The sequence below is a fragment of the Marinobacter sp. MBR-105 genome, assembly GCF_053628895.1.
In genome coordinates this window covers 1-22,043 of sequence record NZ_JBRJHG010000002.1, presented here as the reverse complement: position 1 = coordinate 22,043, position 22,043 = coordinate 1, and the positions used below count along the sequence as shown (strand labels likewise).

Annotated in this window: 29 protein-coding genes and 1 pseudogene; 20 read left to right on the top strand and 10 right to left on the bottom strand. The window is 55.4% G+C overall.

Annotated features, from left to right (window positions below; genetic code table 11):
- Window positions 1-8 precede the first annotated feature (8 nt).
- Window positions 9-449, top strand: coding sequence for a thioredoxin TrxC (trxC, locus tag ACSSVV_RS03075; RefSeq protein WP_113880344.1), 441 nt, complete (start codon window positions 9-11; stop codon window positions 447-449).
- 27 nt (window positions 450-476) lie between these two features.
- Window positions 477-779 carry a hypothetical protein gene (locus ACSSVV_RS03070; RefSeq protein ID WP_114435478.1) on the top strand — a complete coding sequence of 101 codons (303 nt, stop codon included), beginning with the start codon at window positions 477-479 and terminating at the stop codon, window positions 777-779.
- 234 nt (window positions 780-1,013) lie between these two features.
- Here ACSSVV_RS03070 and ACSSVV_RS03065 read toward each other — a convergent pair whose 3' ends face one another.
- On the bottom strand, window positions 1,014-1,574 hold the full coding sequence (locus ACSSVV_RS03065) for an LOG family protein (RefSeq protein ID WP_022991747.1): 561 nt from the start codon (window positions 1,572-1,574) through the stop codon (window positions 1,014-1,016).
- A 336-nt stretch (window positions 1,575-1,910) separates the two neighbouring features.
- On the opposite strand from ACSSVV_RS03065, the gene ACSSVV_RS03060 reads away from it, so the two are divergent.
- Window positions 1,911-2,240 carry a hypothetical protein gene (locus ACSSVV_RS03060; protein ID WP_022991746.1) on the top strand — a complete coding sequence of 110 codons (330 nt, stop codon included), beginning with the start codon at window positions 1,911-1,913 and terminating at the stop codon, window positions 2,238-2,240.
- Window positions 2,241-2,352: 112 nt separating this feature from the next.
- On the opposite strand, the gene ACSSVV_RS03055 is transcribed toward ACSSVV_RS03060, so the two are convergent.
- A complete protein-coding gene (locus tag ACSSVV_RS03055) occupies window positions 2,353-3,534 on the bottom strand; it encodes an AAA family ATPase (protein ID WP_022991745.1) in 1,182 nt (393 codons plus the stop codon).
- A gap of 271 nt (window positions 3,535-3,805) precedes the next feature.
- On the opposite strand from ACSSVV_RS03055, the gene mntA reads away from it, so the two are divergent.
- The 5 genes from mntA (at window position 3,806) to ACSSVV_RS03030 (ending at window position 7,242) form a co-directional block, all read left to right on the top strand.
- Complete coding sequence (gene mntA / locus ACSSVV_RS03050; protein WP_022991744.1) at window positions 3,806-4,219, top strand: type VII toxin-antitoxin system MntA family adenylyltransferase antitoxin; 414 nt, start codon at window positions 3,806-3,808, stop codon at window positions 4,217-4,219.
- A gap of 1 nt (window position 4,220) precedes the next feature.
- Window positions 4,221-4,385 (top strand): type VII toxin-antitoxin system HepT family RNase toxin, encoded by a 165-nt coding sequence (hepT, locus tag ACSSVV_RS03045; RefSeq protein ID WP_085987371.1) that lies wholly within the window; start codon window positions 4,221-4,223, stop codon window positions 4,383-4,385.
- A 277-nt stretch (window positions 4,386-4,662) separates the two neighbouring features.
- On the top strand, window positions 4,663-6,153 hold the full coding sequence (locus ACSSVV_RS03040) for a type VI secretion system PAAR protein (RefSeq protein ID WP_454105545.1): 1,491 nt from the start codon (window positions 4,663-4,665) through the stop codon (window positions 6,151-6,153).
- Window positions 6,146-6,541, top strand: a complete 396-nt coding sequence (locus ACSSVV_RS03035) for a hypothetical protein (protein ID WP_454105544.1) — start codon at window positions 6,146-6,148, stop codon at window positions 6,539-6,541. The genes ACSSVV_RS03040 and ACSSVV_RS03035 overlap by 8 nt, the downstream gene beginning before the upstream one ends.
- Window positions 6,542-6,615: 74 nt before the next feature.
- Window positions 6,616-7,242 carry an ankyrin repeat domain-containing protein gene (locus ACSSVV_RS03030; RefSeq protein WP_022993464.1) on the top strand — a complete coding sequence of 209 codons (627 nt, stop codon included), beginning with the start codon at window positions 6,616-6,618 and terminating at the stop codon, window positions 7,240-7,242.
- A gap of 78 nt (window positions 7,243-7,320) precedes the next feature.
- Here the strand turns inward: ACSSVV_RS03030 and ACSSVV_RS03025 are convergent, their stop codons facing one another.
- Window positions 7,321-8,262 (bottom strand): LysR family transcriptional regulator, encoded by a 942-nt coding sequence (locus ACSSVV_RS03025; RefSeq protein ID WP_022993463.1) that lies wholly within the window; start codon window positions 8,260-8,262, stop codon window positions 7,321-7,323.
- 46 nt (window positions 8,263-8,308) lie between these two features.
- On the opposite strand from ACSSVV_RS03025, the pseudogene ACSSVV_RS03020 reads away from it, so the two are divergent.
- A pseudogene (locus ACSSVV_RS03020) lies at window positions 8,309-9,293 on the top strand (aldo/keto reductase).
- Window positions 9,290-9,724 carry a carboxymuconolactone decarboxylase family protein gene (locus tag ACSSVV_RS03015; protein WP_454105543.1) on the top strand — a complete coding sequence of 145 codons (435 nt, stop codon included), beginning with the start codon at window positions 9,290-9,292 and terminating at the stop codon, window positions 9,722-9,724. Before ACSSVV_RS03020 ends, ACSSVV_RS03015 begins: the two are co-directional and overlap by 4 nt.
- A gap of 350 nt (window positions 9,725-10,074) precedes the next feature.
- On the opposite strand, the gene ACSSVV_RS03010 is transcribed toward ACSSVV_RS03015, so the two are convergent.
- The 5 genes from ACSSVV_RS03010 to ACSSVV_RS02990 all read right to left on the bottom strand — a co-directional run bounded on the left by ACSSVV_RS03010 (window position 10,075) and on the right by ACSSVV_RS02990 (window position 12,187).
- On the bottom strand, window positions 10,075-10,632 hold the full coding sequence (locus ACSSVV_RS03010) for a nucleoside 2-deoxyribosyltransferase (protein WP_199452414.1): 558 nt from the start codon (window positions 10,630-10,632) through the stop codon (window positions 10,075-10,077).
- A 64-nt stretch (window positions 10,633-10,696) separates the two neighbouring features.
- On the bottom strand, window positions 10,697-10,990 hold the full coding sequence (locus tag ACSSVV_RS03005) for a helix-turn-helix domain-containing protein (RefSeq protein WP_022992835.1): 294 nt from the start codon (window positions 10,988-10,990) through the stop codon (window positions 10,697-10,699).
- The gene (locus ACSSVV_RS03000) at window positions 10,987-11,310 is read right to left on the bottom strand and encodes a type II toxin-antitoxin system RelE/ParE family toxin (protein ID WP_022992834.1); all 324 of its coding nucleotides are present in this window, start codon (window positions 11,308-11,310) and stop codon (window positions 10,987-10,989) included. The genes ACSSVV_RS03005 and ACSSVV_RS03000 overlap by 4 nt, the downstream gene beginning before the upstream one ends.
- A gap of 69 nt (window positions 11,311-11,379) precedes the next feature.
- A complete protein-coding gene (locus tag ACSSVV_RS02995) occupies window positions 11,380-11,814 on the bottom strand; it encodes a DUF3010 family protein (protein WP_023008506.1) in 435 nt (144 codons plus the stop codon).
- A 28-nt stretch (window positions 11,815-11,842) separates the two neighbouring features.
- On the bottom strand, window positions 11,843-12,187 hold the full coding sequence (locus ACSSVV_RS02990; protein WP_023011215.1) for a PBPRA1643 family SWIM/SEC-C metal-binding motif protein: 345 nt from the start codon (window positions 12,185-12,187) through the stop codon (window positions 11,843-11,845).
- Between the two features lie 114 nt (window positions 12,188-12,301).
- Between ACSSVV_RS02990 and ACSSVV_RS02985 the strand changes: the two genes are divergently transcribed.
- Both ACSSVV_RS02985 and ACSSVV_RS02980 read left to right on the top strand, forming a co-directional pair.
- A complete protein-coding gene (locus ACSSVV_RS02985) occupies window positions 12,302-12,934 on the top strand; it encodes a DUF1294 domain-containing protein (protein WP_022992831.1) in 633 nt (210 codons plus the stop codon).
- A 2-nt stretch (window positions 12,935-12,936) separates the two neighbouring features.
- Window positions 12,937-13,272, top strand: a complete 336-nt coding sequence (locus ACSSVV_RS02980; RefSeq protein WP_031209987.1) for a thioredoxin family protein — start codon at window positions 12,937-12,939, stop codon at window positions 13,270-13,272.
- Between the two features lie 48 nt (window positions 13,273-13,320).
- Here ACSSVV_RS02980 and ACSSVV_RS02975 read toward each other — a convergent pair whose 3' ends face one another.
- Window positions 13,321-13,932 carry a DUF938 domain-containing protein gene (locus ACSSVV_RS02975; RefSeq protein WP_023011214.1) on the bottom strand — a complete coding sequence of 204 codons (612 nt, stop codon included), beginning with the start codon at window positions 13,930-13,932 and terminating at the stop codon, window positions 13,321-13,323.
- Between the two features lie 142 nt (window positions 13,933-14,074).
- Between ACSSVV_RS02975 and ACSSVV_RS02970 the strand changes: the two genes are divergently transcribed.
- Both ACSSVV_RS02970 and ACSSVV_RS02965 read left to right on the top strand, forming a co-directional pair.
- Window positions 14,075-15,430: a hypothetical protein gene (locus tag ACSSVV_RS02970; protein WP_454105542.1), complete on the top strand. Its 1,356-nt coding sequence runs from the start codon at window positions 14,075-14,077 to the stop codon at window positions 15,428-15,430.
- A 16-nt stretch (window positions 15,431-15,446) separates the two neighbouring features.
- Entirely contained in the window at window positions 15,447-15,839 is a 393-nt protein-coding gene (locus tag ACSSVV_RS02965; protein ID WP_022992827.1) for a hypothetical protein, read from the top strand.
- A gap of 73 nt (window positions 15,840-15,912) precedes the next feature.
- Here the strand turns inward: ACSSVV_RS02965 and ACSSVV_RS02960 are convergent, their stop codons facing one another.
- On the bottom strand, window positions 15,913-16,191 hold the full coding sequence (locus ACSSVV_RS02960) for a YebG family protein (RefSeq protein ID WP_022992826.1): 279 nt from the start codon (window positions 16,189-16,191) through the stop codon (window positions 15,913-15,915).
- Between the two features lie 181 nt (window positions 16,192-16,372).
- Here ACSSVV_RS02960 and ACSSVV_RS02955 point away from each other — a divergent pair, with 181 nt between their 5' ends.
- The 6 genes from ACSSVV_RS02955 (at window position 16,373) to ACSSVV_RS02930 (ending at window position 21,851) form a co-directional block, all read left to right on the top strand.
- Window positions 16,373-17,248 carry a metal-dependent hydrolase gene (locus tag ACSSVV_RS02955; protein ID WP_222448856.1) on the top strand — a complete coding sequence of 292 codons (876 nt, stop codon included), beginning with the start codon at window positions 16,373-16,375 and terminating at the stop codon, window positions 17,246-17,248.
- A gap of 62 nt (window positions 17,249-17,310) precedes the next feature.
- A complete protein-coding gene (locus ACSSVV_RS02950) occupies window positions 17,311-19,068 on the top strand; it encodes a DEAD/DEAH box helicase (RefSeq protein WP_222448857.1) in 1,758 nt (585 codons plus the stop codon).
- A gap of 106 nt (window positions 19,069-19,174) precedes the next feature.
- Entirely contained in the window at window positions 19,175-20,113 is a 939-nt protein-coding gene (locus tag ACSSVV_RS02945) for a DUF4124 domain-containing protein (protein WP_236040826.1), read from the top strand.
- A gap of 22 nt (window positions 20,114-20,135) precedes the next feature.
- A complete protein-coding gene (locus tag ACSSVV_RS02940) occupies window positions 20,136-20,564 on the top strand; it encodes a hypothetical protein (RefSeq protein ID WP_454105541.1) in 429 nt (142 codons plus the stop codon).
- A 116-nt stretch (window positions 20,565-20,680) separates the two neighbouring features.
- A complete protein-coding gene (locus ACSSVV_RS02935; protein WP_023008499.1) occupies window positions 20,681-21,592 on the top strand; it encodes a bifunctional transcriptional activator/DNA repair enzyme AdaA in 912 nt (303 codons plus the stop codon).
- A 97-nt stretch (window positions 21,593-21,689) separates the two neighbouring features.
- A complete protein-coding gene (locus ACSSVV_RS02930; protein WP_023008498.1) occupies window positions 21,690-21,851 on the top strand; it encodes a hypothetical protein in 162 nt (53 codons plus the stop codon).
- The last annotated feature ends 192 nt before the right edge of the window (window positions 21,852-22,043 follow it).

Below are 22,043 nucleotides of genomic sequence, written 5' to 3'. Positions count from 1 at the left end.
TGTTCATCATGACTGACGTTCGACACCTGGTATGTCCCCATTGCCACAAAGTGAATCGCGTGCCGGCCGACAAGTTGTCCTCCGGCGGCAATTGTGGTGCCTGCAAACAACCGCTTTGGCCGGATCAGGTTCTGGAGCTAACGGAGCAGAACTTTGCTACCCATACCGGGCGCAGTGATCTGCCCGTGTTAGTGGACTTCTGGGCCAGCTGGTGTGGCCCGTGCAAAATGATGGCGCCCCAGTTCGAGCAGGCAGCGAAGGCCTGGCGCGGGAAAGTGCGCTTTGCCAAGCTGAACACGGAGCAAGCCCCCGGGCCGGCCGGTCAGTTTGCGATTCGCAGCATACCGACCCTGATTCTGTTCCAGAACGGCCGGGAGGTGGCGCGCCAGAGTGGCGCCATGAATCAGGCCCAGATCAGTCAGTGGCTGCAATCGCAGGGTATTCGCTAGGAAAAATCGGGACAAAGGTGCCTTAGTATGAAGTTTCTGATCATCGGTGTTTTCGTCGCCATCGTGGCTGTCCTGATCTGGCGTAGTAAACAGAACACTGCCCCTGAAGAGCAGGCCTGTGCCATCGACATCGGCAACCTGCTGAAAGCCAATCCGGATGTCCAACCACAGGCCATTGCCGATGTGTTTCAAAAGCACGGAATTGATAGCTCCCGTTGCCAGAAGGTGGGCGCGATGGTGATGCCGCAGTTGCGAAAGCAGGGTTTGAAGCCGGAGGATGCCAGGATTGTGATGAGGCAGGTGAGGGCGGCCTACCCTCTTGTGCCCTAGGCTGAATCAATTGAATTGATGATCGGAGAACGCTATGGCAGGTGGATCGTCACGAGATTGCCCGTTTTAGCATCAATTTTCCCGAGCCCTTTTGCTGCGGGGCTTCCGGGCGCTTAATCCGAGGTTTCCAACACAGTTATCCACAGGTTTTGTGAGTAAAGTTCGTGATAAAGCCGGTCAGGAATCAGGCCGACGGTCGTCCCGGTCTTCCGGGGTTTGGTTCGGCCCGCCGGCTCAGCTCCACTTCAGTTTGGGAGCTTGGTAGGACTGGATGGCCGAGAGCAGTTGCGCTTCGTTATCCGTGTGGATAATCATCTCGGCATGGTGCGGTTTCAGGAAGCCGGAATCGGTCATGTTCGAGATCATCTCGAACAATTTATCGTAGAAACCATTGACGTTGTAAAAGGCGCAGGGTTTTGCGTGATAGCCGAGTTGAGCCCAGGTCCAGGCTTCGAAGATTTCTTCCAGGGTACCGACGCCGCCGGGCAGGGCCACAAAGGCATCGGCCATTCGGGCCATGGCGGCTTTTCGTTCGTGCATATCAGCAACAATTTTCAGCTCGGTCAGGCCGGGGTGAGCCAGCTCCCGGTCTTTCAGGTATTCGGGAATCACGCCGTACACTTGGGCGCCCTTTTCCAGAAAGGCGTCTGCGACCACGCCCATCAGGCCGACGTTGCCGCCGCCGTACACCAGATCCACTCCGTTCGTTGCCAGGTAGTGCCCCAGAGCACGGGTTGCCTGGGCGAATTCCGGGGTTTCACCAATGCTTGAACCACAAAATACGGCAATTCTCATGGGTCTTACGAGGCTCCATCGATTCGGTTCAGAGGGGTGAGTGAGTTCTTCACTCTGTTGTGGTTGGTCCGGGCGTCTTTAGGTGCCGGAGCCTAATAGAATGCCGCCTCCGGTCTGCCCAGTCTAGCCGTTGACCCTACATCCGAACCCGGAGGCCAGTTGTTAAGGCTTTGTAACCTGTTGAAGTATAAATAAAATGTAAGAGGTGGCTTCTCGTGTGTTTCTGATATTCTCGAATGGTTCAAAACTGACAGGTGCCTGGTGGGGCGCTGAGAACAGGCTCTCCTGCCCGCGATACAGGACAAGTCAGACCACCTGAACCATGGGATTTACATCATGAATATGAAACCACTGCTCGTTTTTCTGTCTCTGAGTGCCACCTCGTTGGGTGCCGTTGCGGGTGACACCGCCGACGCCGCGCTGGGTGGTGGTATTGGCGGCGCACTCGGGGCCGCCATCGGCAACGAGGTGGGTGGCAGAGATGGTGCGATTCTTGGCGGTGCTGTCGGTGCGGCAGCGGGAACGGCCGTGACCACCCGGGACCAAAGGGAACACGATCGCGATTATGATTATGATCGCCGTCGGTATGACGATGATCGCAGGTCTTACCGGAAGTCTCGTGGCCATTTCTGCCCACCGGGCCAGGCGAAAAAGGGTAACTGCTGAGACGCTTGTGTGTTTCCGGGCGCACGGGGGCGTGCTGTGGAGATCACCGCTGGAGGAATTGATGCGTAACCTGCAGGAGGTGATGTCCGGAGCCTAGTGACTCTCTGCATCGTCAATCCATCCAGTTCCAGGGGGGCGCGTCCAGAAGCCCCTGGCCAAGAATGCGGGTTTCACCCAGCTCTTTGTTCAGTGCGATGGAATGGCAATCGTCGTCTGCTTCCAGAGCGGCTACCAGTCGAGGGGCATGGGAAACAACCCACACCTGGGTTTCCCGCGAGGCGCGAATGATCAGTCGGCCGAGGGCCGGAAGCAAGTCGGGATGCAGGCTTGTTTCTGGTTCATTCAACACCAGTAGTGATGGTGGGCGGGGTGTGAGCAGCGCGGCGACTAACAGCAGGTAGCGAAGGGTGCCATCAGAAAGCTCGGCCTGATTCAGGGGGCGGAGTAAGCCGGCCTGCTCAAATTCCAGGACGAAACGGTTACCTGCGTCTGTGCTGAACCCGAGCCTCGCTCCGGGAAAGGCATCTTCAATAGCGCTGTGCAGGCCCTCCCGGTCGCCGATTTCGTGAATGGTACGCAGGGCTGCAACCAGGTTATGGCCATTGTGGTCCAGCACCGGGGTGCGGGTCCCGATTTGCGGGGTGCGGATGCTGGAGTGTTGATCGGTGCGGAACTGATCGTAAAATCGCCACTGCCTGATGGCCTGCCGGACGGCATGGACTTCAGGTATAGCCACAGGATCACTGATCTCGCTCAGAATGCTCTCATAGGTGTTTAGCCGGGTGTCGTAGACCTCCCATTTCCGCCCTGAACGTACTTTGACAACCGGCCCGACGCGATCAATCAGACAACTGCTTGGGCGGCAGACATCACCCACCCAGATACATTCGCGTTTTATTTCAGGGTCGAGCTGAAACATGCTGGGTTCCTGATAACCTGCAAACCCCGTAGAGGCCGGAATCCCAAGAGAAATCGCGTAGCCGAATTCTTCGCCGGCAAACCCCAGACGTAGGCGGGATGGGGTGTTCCCGGCGGTCCCCTGAACGGGCGCGGAGCCGTCCCGCATCTCCTTTGAGAACTGGCAGGGCCCTGCCCAGAAGGTGTAGTCCAGGCCGCCTTCTTCCGCCAGGGAGGAAATCAGGTTGCCTTTTGCCGTTTCCGCCAGCAGGCGCAACGATTTATAGAGGTTTGATTTGCCACAGCCGTTCGGACCGGTAACAACGTTCAGGCCCGCCAGCGGTGCGACCACGTGTCTGAGGCTGCGATAGTTGGAAACGGCAAAGGCTTTGATCATGATCCGGGCCGAACCTGTTTCTTGAAGAAGGTTGGAGGTGTGCCTGCAACGAGCAGGAGAGGGCCAATGAGTCTGGATTTTCCCATGGATGCTTCTCTTTGCCATAAGTGATCTTGTTTCGCGAAGAGAATATCATTTTGTGATCCCACAGTTTGAGCTAGGTTGCTCAATGGGATCCGGGAGGCTGCATGACCGGAGAACACTCTGTTCTGGGCCGCCCACTTGAACGCTTTCTGATACACTCAGAATCTAGACAGTCCAGGCGAGAACCATGGCCCCTGATCTAACCAAACATCCCGATATCGAGAAGCTCAGCGAGTTACTGGCTGATTTCCCGCATATCCGGGTTGCCGCTCTCTTTGGCTCCATAGCTCGGGGAACGGCCCGGCCAGACAGCGATATAGATATTGCCGTTCAGGCTGACAAAGAGCTCCGTGCGGATGAGCGTATTGCCTTAACCGAAGCCATTGCTCTGGCCTTCAACCGCCCTGTGGACCTGGTGGACTTGCGCACAGCGGGGCAGCCTTTACTGAACCAGATTGTCAGCACTGGCATACAGGTTGTCGGCACACGCCACCAATGGGGTGACCTGATTTATCGCAATATCATGGAAAACGAGGACTTTGTCCCTTACCAGAAACGTATCCTCGAAGGTCGACGCAACGCATGGATGAACAACTCGTAGCATCGATACTGAGCTGGCGTCTCGCATGCGGAAGTCCGTCGGATTCCGAAATGTGATGGTTCACAATTATGACGATGTGAACTGGGAGATCGTGTACGCCATTTGCAGTAAGCACCTGGGCGATTTTCGGGCCTTTGCCAAGGTGTTTTCGGATTTGATTGCGTAGACGGAAAAGTCTGAGTAGATCCTCTGAGAAAATAGTGTTTGCCGCCGTCGCTTCTTTCCCTATTTGGCGAGCAATGATCGGCTTGTTTTTTAGTGGCCGGCCACAAATAGCGGACCAGCGAGCTCAGGGATATCACCCTCAATCATCATGTTCTTGGAGTATTTGTAAGCATCAGCTTCGAGTTGGGTATTGGTGAGCATTTGTTTACCATAGGGCTCTGGTTGCCAGTGACGGCTACTGAAATGGATGACTCTTCAAGGAAAGAAGGAACAAAGTAATGAGCAAGAAAGTTGTGCTGTTGGGTGACTTGGGAACAGACCACCAAGGATTCCCTCCCACGCCGGTGATTGCGGGCTCTCCAGACGTGCTGATTGATGGCAAACCCGTCGCCCGCGTTGGCGACCCTCTCGCGCCACACTCCAAACCAAAGCACCCTCCTCATCCTCGTGCTATTGCTGCGGGTTCGGCAACGGTACTGATTAATGGCATTCCTGCTGCAGTGACTGGCAGTGCAATCTCTTGTGGTGGTGTCACGATCGGCACTGGTAGCGTTGTGATTGGTGATAGCCATTCGCCTGCGCCGTTTTCAGGGATCTCCCCCGCGCCGTCAAAGATCGCTTCGCGGGCGGCACCTCCTGCTACTCACTCTGGCAGCGCTATTCCTGTATCACCAAGGACCAATGGTTCCGGGATTGGTGCGAGTAATCCTGTGGCAGGTGGGCCGGTAGCATCCAGTATGACTGGGCCAACTGTGACTTCAACTCCAACTAATGGTCAGCCAGAGCCCGAGATAGAGCCGGGCTTCCATGTCGTTCAGGCACCCATGAGTAAAAGAGAATTGTTGAGTGCGCTGTACGGCGATGCCTCGGCAAAACCAAATAGCTTTGATTGGTTGAATCCGGATCTTGGCGCACAGGTGTTGCCCGGTGAGATGATTGTATTGAGCGACCCTGAGAGCACGGAATGCACTCAGAAAGAAGCCGAATTGATGGAGGTGGCTGCTAGCGTAAATGCTCAGGTAAGGTCGCTGGAGCAGGACGAGGCGGAGTTTCTCGTTAAGTATTACGACTTGTTGGAAGCCATTACCTCAACGGGTTCGGCGGGGCTCGGTGCAGGCGCCGTGATGGTGTCGAAGCAGATCAGCAGTATTGAGAAGACGTTGAGGAACATTGAGCGTCTTCATCAGGAGAGTTACCGCAAACACGGCCATCTAAACCATCCGGAGTTCTTCGAGAAACGGCGGGCGCTTTTCAAGGAACTGGATTTTGCTTTGGGAAGCATTGCCCGCCGGGGGATGTCGCTGGATGACGATGCCAAGCTGAAACGAGCGCTGGGGTTGTCGTCGAAAAGTATTGTTAATCACTGGAATAAGGCTGGGGTGGGTGACATACCCGGCTACGCTACGCACTATGAGCGGGTGGCTAAAGGGGCAAAGTATGCCCGAAATGTGGGATATCTCGGGATTACTCTGGATGTCTCCATGTCCGCGCTGAAAATTCGTGAGGCTTGCACTGCGGGTGACGAGAAGGATTGTCAGGTCGTAGCTTACCAGGAGGGGGGTAAATTGACTGGTTCAATGCTGGGTGGCGGTATTGGAGGTGCCCTAGCAACGTCTACGTGCGTAGCGTTCGGAGTTACGACCGCTGGAATAGGTGGCGTGGCATGTGCGGTTATCGCGGGTGGCCTCGGTGCAGCAGGTGGCGGATTTGTTGGCGGAGTAGGTGGTGAGACTATTGGAGCAAAGCTGAGAGAGGTTGTCCATGACTGAAGAGTTCTTGGCTGACTTAGCGGCAATCATAGGGGCAGCTTGTATGCTCCTTGGTGTTCTTTTGATGTTTCTGATGGTCACGCTGTTTTTTCGCAAAACCGAGGAAGTCGAGCGGAGGATTGCAACGCCCGGTAAGCAATTGGATGGAATTCGCAGTATCTGGGGTAATGGTCCTATTGGTCGCTGGATGAGGGTTTCGCATGTCTATGCTTTTTTCGTATTCCGGAAGTTTCCGCGTATAGGGGCTCGTATCGAATCCCGAATGGGTGACGAGGAGGAGCCGTTACCTCGTTCATTAAAGCTTTGGGTGATTGTGCCCTATACCGCGTGCTTGATTCTTACGTTTTTGTTTTTCTTTTCCGGTTGGTACCTTGGGGCGTTTGATTAATAGATCCCGCTAATTGCAGGGGCTTTTGCAAGGGATTTCCAGCCGTTTTGCTAGCGTCATCAAGGAGCAGTGACGTGCTCATAAAATACTTTCTGGGTCACAAAAAGGCACTGACGCTTTGCGGAGGGGCCTTGGTGATTGCCCTGACGTTGTACCCGATGTTCTATCGCACCTGGGCGTTTGGCTCCGATGCCTGGGGGTTATCCGTCATAGCGATTCTTGATCCCGAAGAAGTGCCCTGGAGCCCTTCGGATTTCAACAGTCTGGCGATCCGGCCTGCCGTTGCCTACTGGCTTCTGACAAATTTCGATTGGCCTTATGAGCGCTGTGGTAAAGCGATGACCGCGATGGACGGTTGTTCGCAGCCTCTGGTTAATTTTGTGGGCACGACGCTGGATACGCACGAACCTGACTCGATCATGACGCGCCGAGGCTATGGGTTGCTCCGACATTTTGCGGCACGGGGAGAGCCGGTGAACGGCTATTACAACGGGCTGACGCCCGTGCACGAAGCCGTTCTCTATGCCAATGTGGACTACCTTCACGCCTTGCTGGAGCTGGGGGCGGACCCGAACCTGCCCATTGATATGCCGGAGAAGGACTACCACGGCTTCAATGCGTTGGAGTTTGCAGCGTTTCTGGAGGCCCGGAATCCGGAAATGTATCAGGCTATTCGGGCAGTACTTGGCGGCAGCGAGTGAACTACTTTGAATGCGAGTCGACGATCAGCGCAGCGCTGAAATAGATCTGCGTGTAGCTAGAAGAAATGGTGGCATACGTTACCCGCCCAAGCGCTCACCGTTTCTGGCCACCACGTCTGTAAGAAAGTCTGCCAGGGCTCTGATTCGTCTAGACTTTGCCAAGTCGGTTTGTATGACTAGATAGATAGGCTGATCGACTCCAAGATCGGTGTCGACACAAACGAGTCCTGAGTTCTGAGCGATGAAATGTGGCAACAGTGCGAGCCCAAGCCCTGCCTTTGCTGCGGCCACCTGGGTGGCTAGTGAAGTGGTTGTCAGGGCGGGTCTTCTTCCACGCAAGATCCGCTCTATCCACTGAGCGGCAGGCAAATGTGAGTACATTTCCCCCCAGGTAATGAAATCATCCGTATCGTAGTAACCTAGGTCCGGGTTGCTCTCACGTCTTAGCTCATAGGACGTGCTGCAGTAGAGTCCATACCCCAAGGTGCCGAGAGCACGAAGTGTGACGTTGCCCCTTTCTGGCCGCACCATTCGCAATGCTAAATCCGCATCGCGTCGATGCAGGTTGGCGGTTGATATGTCTGTAACCAGCTCAACCAACAGATCGGGGTATTGGGCTCGAAATGCCGGGAGTTCCGGCAGTATGAGTTCGGTGGCGACATTTTCCGCTGTAGCCAGACGCACGTGGCCACTCATCTGCGCTTGGGTGTCTGCGCCTACGGCAAACGCGTGCGCTGCAGCCTCCAAGGCTTCGGCCTTTTCTATCAACTCAGCACCGTCCTCAGTTAACTCGTATCCCGATTGCTGACGTACGAAAAGCGGAAGTTTTAGTGCCGACTCAAGCCGCTCGATGCGACGTGAAAGTGTCGCAATGCCTACATTCAAGTTCTGGGCTGCGGCGCTTAGCGTGCCGCAACGGGCCACTGCCAGAAAGGCGCGGGTGTCATCCCAAACCATGCCCCTCGGCATCTCGTTTCCGATAATGGAAATCCTTTTGCCAAATTTGTTTGTATTTTCCATTTTTCGAGTCTGTCACGATTTAGTTCTAGACATCAAGGAGTCAGACATGGAAAAACGAGTGCTTGGAACAGGCTTCTCCGTTTCATCGATCGGATTAGGGTGCATGGGGATGAGCGAGTTCTATGGGCCCCGTGATGACAGTGAGTCGTTGCGTGTAATGGAAAGGGCGGTGGAGCTCGGCGTTGACTTTTTCGACACCGCCGACATGTATGGGCCACACCACAATGAGGAGCTTATCGGTCGGTTTCTAGCCGGTAGTAAGGCGCCTGTTCACGTCGCGACTAAGTTCGGCATTGTGCGTAATCCTGGCGAATATAAGCGGAGCTTGAAGAACGGTTCCGACTATGCGCGCAGGGCATGCGAAGCCTCTCTTCGTAGGTTAGGAATTGAGCAAATCGATCTGTATTACGTGCATCGCGTCAATCCGGAGGAGCCAATAGAGGAGACGATTGGCGGGCTTGAGAAGCTCATTCAATCAGGGAAAATCGCCCGTATTGGTCTTTGTGAAGTGAGCGCTGAAACCTTACGAAGGGCTCATGCAGTGCACCCGATTACCGCTATTCAGACTGAGTATTCACTTTGGGCTCGAGAGGTAGAGCGCGATGTTCTGCCGACATGCCGTGAGTTGGGTATTGGTTTTGTTCCATACTCCCCCCCTGGGCCGAGGTTTTCTGACAGGGCGATTTCAAGACCCCGGAGAGTTCGATCATAACGACTTTCGTGCTCACCTCCCACGGTTTGCGGAACGAGCAATCGGCGCGAACCGCCGAATTGCCGATGTTATAGCTGAAAAAGCCAAGCTTAAAGGGTGCACGCCAGCTCAACTCTCATTGGCGTGGCTGTTAGCCCAAGGGGACGATATCGTTCCAATCCCTGGTACCAAGCAGTTGCGCTACCTGGAAGAGAATGTCGCAGCAGCAGATGTCAGTCTTACCGTAGCGGAGCAGCGGGAGCTCGAAACCGCCACTGAGTCATTGCCAGTAGTGGGTGAGCGTTACAGCGAGGAAGGCATGAAGGGGGTGAATGTATGAGTTCTCCAGGCTCTGATCGCCGCGCTCAAGCTTTAAATCTACTCGAAGCACTCGACCCGGCCGCGCCGGGAAAGGTTGCCGCAAGCCTTGATGAGTTTCACAGCGAGGCTGTAGAAATACTTCTCGGGTTTTCCTTTGCTGATGTAGTGGCGCGTGAGGGGTTATCACTTAGAACACGAGAGATGCTCACTGTCGCCATGTTGTCTGCCGTAGGCACGGCACCAGGCCAATTGGAGTTTCATATGCGCGCAGCGCTGCATATTGGAGTGACGCAAGAGGAAATTGTCGAGATTGTCCTCCAAGTTGCTGTATATGCGGGAATTCCTGCCGCAATGAATGCCATTACAGCGGCAAAATTGGCCTTCAAGGAAGACCGGTTGGGCACACAGTCTCATGGCGCAACGCAGGGAGGAGAGAAAAATGTACGCTAGAACCACAACCTGGCGTGATTGGGTTGCCGTGACCGCGCTTGGTATTGGTAGCTTCACAATTGTCACTGCGGAATTGGCACCGATTGGATTGCTCTCCGATATTGGGAACAACCCGGTCTAGGCTATCGACAATAGATATTCTACCGGCTGCGCTTACTTCGACCGCACAAGGAGCGGAACAGCTCTATCGCGCCTTGCTGGAGCAGGGGGCGGCCCCGAACTTGCCCAGTGATATGCCGGAGAGGGACTGCCACGGCTTTAAGGTGGTTGAGCTTGCAGCGTTTTGGGAAGCCTAGAGTCCGGAAATATATCAGATTACTCAGGCAGAACTTGGCGGTAGCGAGTGAGTATTACCTGGAGTTGGAGTAGTCTATCAGCGCCTGAACACAACGGCGGAACAGTTCAGCCGAGAAAAACCGGTGTTCGCCGGGCTGTTCTGCCACGAGTAGCTGGCCACCGGACTCCTGGAGGCCACATTCAATCATCAGGTTGTCGCTCATCTCGAAGTCTTCAATGCTGTGGCCCAGTTCATCCCGATCGGCTGCGCCCGCGCGTTCACGGTAGTGCCTGCGGTCCATTGTGAATCCGAATGCAGCTTTGCCCTGGCCGATAATGTAGCCGACTTCGAACACCGTGCCCGGGTCCGCACTGATGCCTCGGAAGGGGGTGAGGTTGGCAATGACGGCGTCGCAACTGTCCATCAGTTCGCGGTTGGCCTGGTAGATCCGGTGGCCGCGCGCCGGTTTCGCTTCCTCGTCGGAAAACGTCAGGGCGGTGTCCAGTGGGTCTATGCCTTCATAGCCGGCTTCGCGCAGCAGGCGCTTTTTCTCGGCGACGATAGTGTTGTGTTCTTCGTGTGGGAAAAACACCTCCGGGCCGGCCAGGTAGATGCGTTTGGGTTTTGTCATGGCGAAGTCGTTTCCTGCTTCAGTCCTGGCAATTGCCCAAATCCAAACCGTATTGGACTGGCGATCAATGCTGAGAGGCTGGGTCGTATTCAATTGCTTCCAGTTTTACCCGAAAGCCACAGGCTGCTGCGTATTTGTTGAGCGTTCCCCAGCTTGGGTTGCTACGGCCTCTCTCAAGCCTCGAGATGTTGCTTTTGTTGGTTCCGAGCTTTTTCGCAACGTCTTCCTGAGTAAGGCCTGCTTTAGTCCTCATTGCGATCAACTGGTCGATCAGGCTGAATTCTTCCTGGAGGGCATCGTACTCCTGGTGAACTTCCGGATTTTCGAGTGCCTTTTGTCTGAACTGTTTGAAATTCATGATTTTTTGACCTCCTTTAAACGCTCTTTCGCGAGCTCTAGGTCTTTCTTCGGTATCTTTTGATCCTTTTTTACAAACACGTGCAGGATGATGATCCGTTTGCCCTGCATGTAGCAGAAGATTCCTCTACCTATTCCTTCTTTGGCTTTTGCTCGGATTTCAAACAGCTCACCACCTAAAGACTTTGTGTGCGGCTCTCCAAGGTTGGCCCCGTGCTTCTCCATCAATTCCATCAGCCGAATCATTCTGGCCTGAATCTTTGGCGGCATCTTAGCCAACTCTTCGCCTACTGAGTCGTAGAATTCAATCTCCCAATCCATGGGTGCTCCTTTGCCTTTTTGTTATCATATACGATAACTCTGAGCTTGAACACTATCTTGATAGCCGCCTCAACGAGCCTGAAGCTGTGCCACATAGGCGGTAATAAAAGCATTTTCCTGGAAGACTTTCAGGCCTGTGTCGGCAAAGGTGATGGGCACGGGGTTGGACGCCAGGGTGGATTTGATCAGGGCCGGGGGCACCAGGGTCACGTTCAGCTCAGAGTCGGCAATCAACTGGATGGCGGCTTCCATTTTGAAGCTGATGGCGCCACCGGCAAACTTGCCTTTTTGCATCCGCTCTTTTATCGCGACCGTGGCCACTCCGTATTCGGCCATCAACTCCGCAAAGGTGGCCTGAAACGTTTTCAGGTCGTCCCGGCTGTGGTTTTTCGGTAGCGACAGTTTGCGTACTTTGCAGTCGGGCAGGTTGAATTGGCCCCGGTCCATATTCAGCATGCACACCACCGCGTCGCTGCCGGTCAGTTCTACACCGCATACAATCATAATAATGCCCCCTATGCCCCGGTTACTCTCAGCCGCAGCATTTCTTGAATTTGAGTCCGCTACCGCAAGTGCAGGCGTCGTTGCGGGAGGGAGATTTTGCTGTGGTGACTGTTCCCGTTTTATTCAGGATAGACGTGAGCTCGTTAACGGATTCAACGGCGCCCTCGCGGGTATCAACGGAGATGGTCGCGTGAAGTTTCGCCGCGGCCACTTGAGCCTCAACTTCTTTCTTGCGCGCTTCACTGGTAACCACCAGCGTTAGCGGGTACTTCTTGCTGCCGCTCTTTTGGCTGGCGTTGGTCTGAAAGCCGCCGTAAGCCGTGTGGTGCTGGCGGGCGTCTTGCCGACCTTTATAGAAAAATTTATATGACATGCTGATATCCTGAAGGAGAGAATACCCTGGCGACGGCCGGGCGCAATCTTTTAGCACGCTTGCGGAAACAGTGATATAGGGAAAATCGGAAAAGACTAATCAAGGAAGCACCACGTGAATCAAAAAGGCTTACTCACCTCATGGAACGACGCCAAGGGTTTCGGTTTTATCACGCCAGAGAAAGGTGGCGAGCGTCTGTTTGCCCACATCAGCGCCTATCAGGGCCGGGGCAGGCCCTCGGCCAGCCGCAAGGTGGTCTACGCACAGACAAAAGATGAGAAGGGGCGGCTGAGGGCGTCCAGTTTCCAGTACGCTGGCGTGGCGAGACACAGCGTAGCGGTCGCCACGGGCGTTTGGTTTGCTCTGTTGATTGCCGCTGCAGTCGCAGGGGCGGTTTCTGTGTTGTACGTTCAGGGTTATGTGCCAGTGCTGTTGCCGGCGGCCTATGGCGTAATGAGTGTAGTGACCTTCTTGATGTATGCCGTCGACAAGGGGGCAGCTGAGAGCGGCAAGAGGCGTGTCCCTGAGGGGCGGTTGCATCTGTTTGAACTCCTGTGCGGTTGGCCGGGGGCACTGGTGGGCCAGCAATTCTTTCGTCATAAAACCCGAAAGACCTCGTACCAGGTGTCTTTCTGGTTCAATGTCGTCCTCAATCTCGCAGTGCTTTGCTGGTTGTTACTGTGGCCGGGCGCCGAGTTCGTCAGGCAGGCCCTGGAGATCAGGCCGGTTATGCTTCTAAGGTTTTGATGATGCAAAACGTCTGCTCGGACGACGAGCTCTCAACATTGCTGCAGTCCAACCCTGCGGTGCTGCTGCTATATGGCGGGGCAAGTTGTGGCGTCTGCCAGGCTATCAAGCCCCAACTGGAGCGCCTTTCCAGTGAACAATTCCCGAAGCTGGTTACTGCCTACATTGATTGCCAGGCATCAGCCGGTGCGCTGTGTGCGGCTCAGGGTATTTTCTCGCTGCCGGTGGTGCAGTTATGGTTTGAGGGGCAGCGATTTGCGGAATTCGCCAGGGTGTTTTCAATCGGCGAGGTGCGGGTAGCTCTGGAACGGCCATATGGGCTTTTGATCGAGTGCTGAGCCCTCTCTGTACTCGTGGCAGGACCCAAATCTCGCTGTGCGGATTGGCTACGGCTCGCAGATGCCCCTAACAAACACCAGCAGTTCATTATTGGCGGGCATTGCAAAATCGTCCCGGAGTTGCAGGCCAACGGCCTCGGCCAGCTCAGACAGGGCTTCAATATCTCGGATGCCCATGTGGGGTGCTTGGGATTTCAGCGACTGATCAAACGCCTTGTTGCTCTCGCTGGTGTACCCGCCCTTATGCTTGAACGGCCCGTACAGGCAGAACGCACCGTCTTTTTGAAGGCAGGCGGCGACGCCTTGAAACATCGTTTCAACTTCCTCCCAGGCCATGATGTGAGCTGTGTTTGCTGAGAATGCCCATCGACAGGTGGACACAGGCCATGGCATTTGGTTTACGTCCAGCTCAAGGATTGGGAGGACGTTGGGCAAGGCGGCCTGTTGCAGTCGGGCGCCGGCCATGTGCGCCGCTCTGGGGTGGTCGGTGGGCTGCCATTGCAGGTGGGGCAGAGCCGCAGCGAAGTGCTCGGCGTGCTGGCCGGTGCCGGTTCCTATTTCCAGGACGGTACCTGGTGACGTAAAGACGTCACGCAGTTTTTCCAGAATGGGGGCTTTGTTGTTTTCGCAGGCCTGGGAGTAAGGCAAGGGGGTGTTCATTTGAGCTCTCCTTCTTCAGGGTGGCACACAGCATGTTGCGTGGTCGGCGATGACTGGTTTTACCAAAGCGTGGCATTCAAGGGTAAACTGCGGGACGTTTTATGTCTGACGAATCTCTGAAAAAGACCATAGGAAATCCAACATGCTAAAAGTGCGAACGCTGTCGCCTGTGCGATCGCCCATTAGTGCAGACAGCGAGCGTCGCGCTGCGGATACCCTGAAACAGATGGCGGAGGCTGGCTCCAGTGCCGGCGGATTGGTCAATCTGTTAGCTGAAACCGACACCCTCAGTAGCTTTGAATGGCCGTGGGCCAATGGCTACGGGACGCTTGAGCACGATAACCTGCCAGCGTTCTTCCAACCCTTCGCATGTTACTCGGTTGCGATGGGTGACGTGTCTTTGCCTTCTGATATCAGCCAACTATTGGTCAACAACGGAGGTGCGATCGAGTGCTGTCGTTTGTACCTTTACGATGACACAGTCGCCTTGCTCCAGCTGGATGTGGCCTTTGAAACCAGCGAATCAGGCCTTGGTGATCTGCTCCGAGGGCATAGCCTGGACGGCGCGCTTTCCAATCTGGCCAAACGGGTCTATGAGCACGCGGTATACCCGGCGTTTCACCAGTACGCACTCGGATTCCGCAAGAGCAGGCGATACAAAGCCTCCGGCGCGGTCTCGTACCTTCGAGATCCGAAGAAGCTTACGGTGTTTCGGGATGTTTCGTTCGATTCGCCGGAAGCGCCAGACACCTATGTGCTGTGGACAGGGCGATACGTGGTGACGCCTCCGAGCACCCTGAACGGTCCGCTTGGAGACAGTCTGCGACTTTGGGCGTCGTATACCGGATCAACGGAGGCTTTGTTGGAGGCCAGACAGTTTGTGGGCTCGGGCAACATCCTGGCGGTTGCGGACGATGCCGAGGCCCAGGCGGACAACTGGCTGCGCGGCCTGTCCGTCTGCCAGCTTTACAATGCCGTGTTGTCGATATACGGCGGTATTCTGAAGTCCAGTTATTCGGAGCTTAACGACTTTGCGGGCTCGCGACACCGCAGTAAAGATTTGCATCGGCTGATGGGCGACATTACGAAGACCTTGGACCATCTGGAATTCACTCGCCTTGAATTCAATGAGGCCATCATCGGGGTTCAGGCTGAGCGAGCCAAGGTGGTCAGAGCTGCGTATGCGGCCTGGAATCTCGGCGAGTTGATTGAGGGTTCCCTGGAGCGCACGAGCTTGATTCGCTCCAAGATCTCCCGCCTGCTGGAGGCACGAAAAAGCCAGCTCGATCGTTCGGTTGAATTGATTCTTGCCGGTATCGGTGGCGTTGCCGTTATTGATCTGTTTATTTCGTTGACGACGGCTTCCCGGAGCCTGGACCGTGATGATATTCCCGGAGTGCTGGATGTGTTTGAGTGGCTCCAGCCGGATGGTTCCATTGCGCTGTCGACGACCATTCTTGTGCTGATCTCGTTCTACATCTATCTCGCCAAGCGTTGATGAAAAGGAGTTTGCCATGTCGGGCAGTGAAAGAATTCGTTTTCTTGTAATTCTGTCAGCAGAACCGGGACAGATCCCTCGGGCGAGTGAGCAGATCGCCCGGGAGCTTTCCCGGAAGTTTGGCGGGGCGACGGTGATGGGAGGGGAGGATAGTTCCTGGCTCGCCGGTTACTGGGCTGAAGATGGCCATGCCTTCAAAGGCGAATACGATGGCGAGGTTCACAAGGAGTCCGTGTTCGCCGTCATGCTGATGGTGCTACCGGAAGACGAGGCCCGGGCCTTTGCTGAAATCCGGAATGCCGTGAGGCAAGCGGTGTCCGATTTTGGCCTGAACAGCCGCCACATTCATGTGGAGGTGAGTTCCGTGCGATCACGGCACTTTGATATTCAGGATCATGAGCCTGACTAAGTGTCTTCGAGCATGATCGCCCATGGCCACCTTCACGGCCAGGGCGTTCAACATCTCTGACCAAGGGCGGGGGTTACTCGGCCTCGACGGTTTCGTTCAGCAGTTCCGGCTTTTTCAGTGCCTTGGTGAACAATTCTTTTTCTTCCGCAATGGCCAGGGCGCACTGTTCTGCCAGCTCTTCAGACAGGCCGCCGACCTTACGTTGCAGGAAGGTGGTAATCTCTTCGGACAGTTCAAGAACCTTGTCCCGGGCATCGGCTTCTGCTTTGGACGAAAACAACATTTTGTCCGGGTTTTTCAGTGCCATGTCCAGTCCGTCCCTCTCGGAATAGTAGAGTGCTTTTACGCCCATGGTATGCCATCGCCTCCGGGGTAATGATGGTTGGTAAGACCGTTAATGAAATCGCAGCTTATCACGGGTAGTGTATATTTATACAGTATTTTGCTGCGTCATCCTGTCCTCTTTTGCTGTTCCAGCGCCGGACCCGGCCCCCGTATGATGGATTGTCAGACATCAGCTCCGGAGTCCTGAAATGAACGCCAGAACAGCCATAACCGGTACTCAACCCACGCCGTCTCCCAAAACCAGGGCGTCCCTTCCCGAAGTTCGTCAGCCGGATTTTGACCTGGCGGAAGACGTGCCCAAGTACTGGTGGGATAGTGATCCTGCCAAAACGCTGTTGCTGGCGGCCCTGTCTGCAAGTTTCCCGCCTGGTGAGCGGTTCTTTATTGACTCCGTGCGCCATTATCAGAAAGAGATTACAGACCCGGAGCTAAAGGCGGCGGTGCGAGCGTTCATCGGCCAGGAGGCGCACCACTCGAAGGAACACGAGGCCCTGAACGGATACATGCAGGCGCGCGGCATCAACCTCAAACGCCTTGAGCGCGAGGTGCTGTGGCTGATGAATGTGCTGCGCAAGCGCCTGAGTCCGGAGCGCCAATTGGCCCATACGGTGGCGGTGGAGCATTTCACGGCACTGATGGCAGAGGAATTCCTCCTGAAATATGACGCTTTGGAAGAGATGGACCCGCGTATGGCTCCCATCTGGGCCTGGCATGCGATTGAGGAATCCGAGCACAAGGCGGTGGCTTTCGACGTATACAAGACAATCGGAGGCAGCGAGTTTGTCCGGTTGACCGAGATGATGGTGGTTAGCGTGCTGTTCCCGGTCTCTAGCGGCATTCACCTGATTCAACTGATGAAAGAAGACGGCCAGTTGTTCAACCTGAAATCCTGGGCGAACGGTCTCAATTACATGTGGGGCAAGCCAGGTGTATTCCGCAAACTCCTGCCCTCTTACTTCAAGTACTACAGCCCCGGTTTTCATCCCTGGAATCACGATGCCCGTGATCTGGTGGAGAAAGCCAAACGGAAGTGGCTGGCGCCGGTGATGAAAAAGGCGGCTTGAGGGTCACCGCATTTGCTACCATGTCGGACTTTTCACTGGGTTGATGATCTAAGTCCGGCAACATGAATGCTCCTTTCCAGCTTCGGCCTTACCAGCAGGAAGCCGTCGACGCCACGCTGAACCACTTCCGTAAATCGGATGAATCTGCGGTCATTGTGCTGCCGACCGGTGCCGGCAAGAGCCTGGTGATTGCCGAGTTGGCTCGTCTTGCGCGCCGAAAGATTCTGGTCCTGACCCATGTGAAGGAACTGGTGGAGCAGAATCACGCCAAGTACCAGAGTTATGGTCTGTCGGGGGGGATCTTTGCGGCCGGGCTGAAACGCAAGGAGAAGCACCATCAGGTGACCTTTGCCAGTGTGCAGTCGGTGGCGGCGAATCTGGACCAGTTCCGGGATGAATACTCGCTGGTTATTATCGATGAGTGCCACCGGGTGAGTGGCGAGGAAACCAGCCAGTACCAGCGGATCATCGAGCTTTTACGGCAGCAGAATGACTCCCTGAAGGTGCTTGGGCTCACCGCTACTCCCTACCGCCTGGCCATGGGATGGATCTATCGTTACCACTACCGGGGTTTTGTTCGTGGCTCCGATGACGAACAGGACAAGCCTTTCCGGCACTGCATCTACGAATTGCCCCTGAGCTACATGATCAACCGTGGTTACCTCACCCGGCCTGAATTGGTTAACGCGGCTGTGGCCCAATACGATTTCTCCGCACTCACGCAGGACCGCTTTGGCGAATACGCCGAGAAAGACGTCAACCAGTTGTTGAGCAAACATCAGCGGGTGACACGTGCCATCATCGAACAGGTGATGGAGATGGCGGCCGAGCGCCAGGGGGCGATGGTTTTCGCGGCGACAGTGCAGCACGCGCAGGAAATTGCCGGGTATTTGCCTGAGCAGGAAACCGCCCTGGTGACCGGCGCGACTGATCTTCGAGATCGCGACCAGCTGATCCAGCGCTTCAAACAACGGCAGTTGAAGTACCTGGTGAATGTGTCTGTGCTGACGACCGGGTTTGATGCCCCTCATGTGGACCTGATCGCCATCTTGCGGCCTACTCAGTCGGTAAGCCTGTATCAGCAGATTGTCGGCCGAGGCTTGCGGTTGGATGAGGGGAAACGGGATTGCCTGGTGATTGATTACGCCGGCAATCATGTCAATCTGCATCATCCGGAAGTTGGGGAGCCGAAGCCCAACCTCGACAGTGAACCGGTGCAGGTGTTCTGCCCGGGCTGCGGTTTTGCCAACATCTTCTGGGGCAAAACCGACAGCGACGGTCGTGTCGTTGAGCATTATGGCCGCCGGTGCCAGGGCCTGCTGGAATCCATAGAAGATGACGCTGGGTGGCCACAGCAATGCGACTACCGGTTCCGGTTCAAGGAATGTCCACATTGTGGTGGTGAGAATGACATCGCTGCCCGCAACTGCGGGCACTGCCACAAGGCGATTATCGACCCGGATGATCAACTGCGTGATGCTCTCAGGCTTAAGGATGCCATGGTCATCCGATGCGCCGGCATTTCTCTGGCGGAAGAAGGCCAGAAACTTCGGATGACCTACCACGGAGAAGACGGGGAGGAACTCCGGGAGTCTTTCGATTTCAGCAAGCCCGGCCAGCGCGCCGTGTTCAACAAGCTGTTTGGCCGACGGTTTGCCAATGGCCAGGCTCCGAAAGTCTTTGCCCGGGCAAATGAGGTGCTGGAGATGCAGGTGCTGTTACCCGCGCCGGATTTCGTGATTGCCCGCAAGCAGAAGCATTACTGGCAAGTGCAGGAGCGAATCTTCGATTATCGGGGGCAGTATCGTAAGGCCTATTGACTGGTTAAGCGACGCTACGGTGGCGCGTTGGATGCCTTCTGGTCTATCGCCCTGTATGATTCGGATATAATCATCTGTCAGCTTTTAAGCGGTGTCTACTCGGATCATGTCGGCTACCTTTCAAACCACAGTGCTCGTACTGCTACTGCTTGTAGCGACGGCATCGCATGCAAAGATCTACAAATGGGTAGATGAGCACGGCAAGGTGCACTTCAGCGACCGCCAGGATCATAGCGTTAAACAGGAAGTGGTCGACGTGAAACCCAGGGCCTCCGAATGGTCGCGTTTTGAAATCCGCATTGAAACGGTTGATCTGGAGCTGACCGCCGAGGAAAACCAGCAGATTGTCGATGGCGTGAACCATGTTTACGAGTTTTACGACCACGTGCTGTCTTTCGATATGTACCGGACGGTGCCCGTTAATATTCTGATTTTCAAGGATATGGTCAGTTACCGGAACTACCTGATTCAACGGGACAGGGGTTGGCTGGTTGCATCCTACGGTTTGTACATGCCATCTGAGCATCAGATTGTGGTGTATATTCAGGAGGACAGGGAACGCACCTTCAGAACCATCAAGCATGAGGTCAGTCATGCGGTTGTCAATTCCATCGTCCCCTATGCTCCCGCCTGGTTGAACGAGGGGCTTGCCGAGCAGATGGAGATGCTGGAACGGGATGACGCCGGCCTGTATTTCGAGAGCCACCCGGAAAACCGATGGATTGTCGCTAAAGCCCGTGAACAGGGTCGGTTAACCGGCATCGATCAATTCCTGAAGCTGCCCAGCAACAAGTGGCGACACTCAGATATGTCTGGTAGCGGCAGCGTACGTGCACAGGCTGGCCAGTTTGTCTATTTCCTGCTTGCCAAGCCCACGCGCCGCAGTTTTCTGGTGCGGCTGATGCATAACTTCAACCGAGGTGACCGCACACTCTCGTATTACCTGGTAGACGACAACTACATCGGCGGGGTCAACATGCTGGGCCTGGACTGGAGACGCTGGCTGCATGCCCAGGGTGAGGGTTCGGTGCGGTTTGCGTTCTGACACTTTAGGCGGGGGCATTGTTGTGAAGGTTTTCAAATCATTGGTGATTGCCGGAGCGCTTGTGCTGCCGGGTTGCACCAACGTGATCGGGGACGTGCCCCGTTCCATTCATCTATCCTCGTCTGCCGGGCAGGAAGCAGGGGAGCTGTTGTCGGTTGCCCGCGATTTCTTCACCGGCTCGGGGTATCAGTGTCATGCCGATCAGCCTGCGGACAGCCTGCGTTGCAGCCGACCACTCCGGGACCTGTACATTCATCAAACCACGGCAGTGGTCCGCATTTATTCAGACGATGACGCCACCCCTGAGGTGACACTGGTGGCAACGCGCTGGGATGAGGGGCTGATTCCCAGCGAGTTTATCTCGGACGAATTCCACAACCCGGATGTCGAGGCGTTTTGTGAGTACGTGAAGGCGCAGGCTTTGGGAGTGTGTCAAACCGTCTCGAGCTAGGGCCTGCCATTGTCAGGGGGGCAGAACCGAAAACCAATGGCGGCAACAATCGGATGGAAACCATTGTCGAAGTCGGTTTTACTCATCGCTACGACCATGATTAAAAGGGTGATGAGATGTCTCGCTCCCCGGAACAGGATAGCGATTGGACGACAGGCGTCGGCGACTCTGCGGCAGGGGAGAGTGCACGGGTAGCCAGGCTGGTCAGGGTGGCACAGCACATTGAGATGCACGCCGATGAAGCACTCACGCTCTCGAGCCTGGCGAAGGTGGCCGCTCTGTCACCGTCCCGTTTACAGAAACAGTTCAAGGCGGCGTTTGGTGTCTCTCCAAAAGCCTATCAGGATGCCGTCCGTATGCGGCGCTTCAAGCAATCCCTGAAAGACGGGAGTAAAGTGACGGACGCGATATTCGCCTCCGGGTTTGGTTCGGTAAGTCGTGTCTACGGTGAAGCGAACCGTAGCATCGGTATGCCGCCCAGGACCTATCGGGCCGGTGGTGCGGGTGAAGTCATCGTCTATGCCGGCCGAACCACCGCACTGGGGCTGATGATGATGGCGGCCACGGATAGGGGTGTTTGCTTTGTGGAATTCGGTGACGATGAAGCGTCGCTGGTGGGCCGATTGAGGTCGGAATTTCCTAAGGCTGAGCTGACCGCCTCACCAGCCCGGAACGCCCCGGAACTTGATGCCTGGATGGAAGCCCTGGATCAGCATATCAGTGCGGGAGCCCCACGGCCGGATTTGCCGTTGGATATGCGAGGCACCGCGTTTCAGGTAAAAGTCTGGCAGTTTCTGTTGAGTATCCGCGAGGGCGATGTCCTGAGCTACAGCGAGGTGGCCGCGAAGATCGACAAGCCCAGGGCGGTGCGGGCCGTGGCGTCAGCTTGTGGCAAGAACCGGATTGGTGTGTTGATTCCCTGCCATCGTGTATTGCGGGGCGATGGCGGGCTTGGCGGTTATCGCTGGGGATTGGAGCGAAAGCGGGCGTTGTTGGAGGCAGAGCGGAGAAGTGTGACGAGGGAATAAACGATCCCAAAATGCTCCGACAGCAATTTTTTCCTGTTTCAGTTATACTGGAGCGCTTATATTGGCGAATAAGCCAATAGCGAACCGGGGAAATATCATGAGCAAGAAAGTCGTAAAAGCTGTTTTAACGTCTGCTGAGATTGAAGAGCAGACAGCTGCCTTTTTAAAGTCCGGTGGGCGTGTTGAATATGTGGTTAAAGGTAAAAGCGCACAATTAACTGCTGCCGGCCCTAAACAGATTAATCTGAAGAGTAATTAAGAGTTTTCGATAGCGGGATGGGCTGGGGAACATAAATCTGGCCGGATCTGAGCAATAAAAAAGGCAGCCGAGGCTGCCTTTTTTACGTATTGGCCGTTAGCCCGGATTTCTCATGACGGGATAAAAGAAAGCGGCTGAAAGTGCTATAGTTTCAGGACCTTACACCGTTCACCAAGCACCAACAGCCGCTAT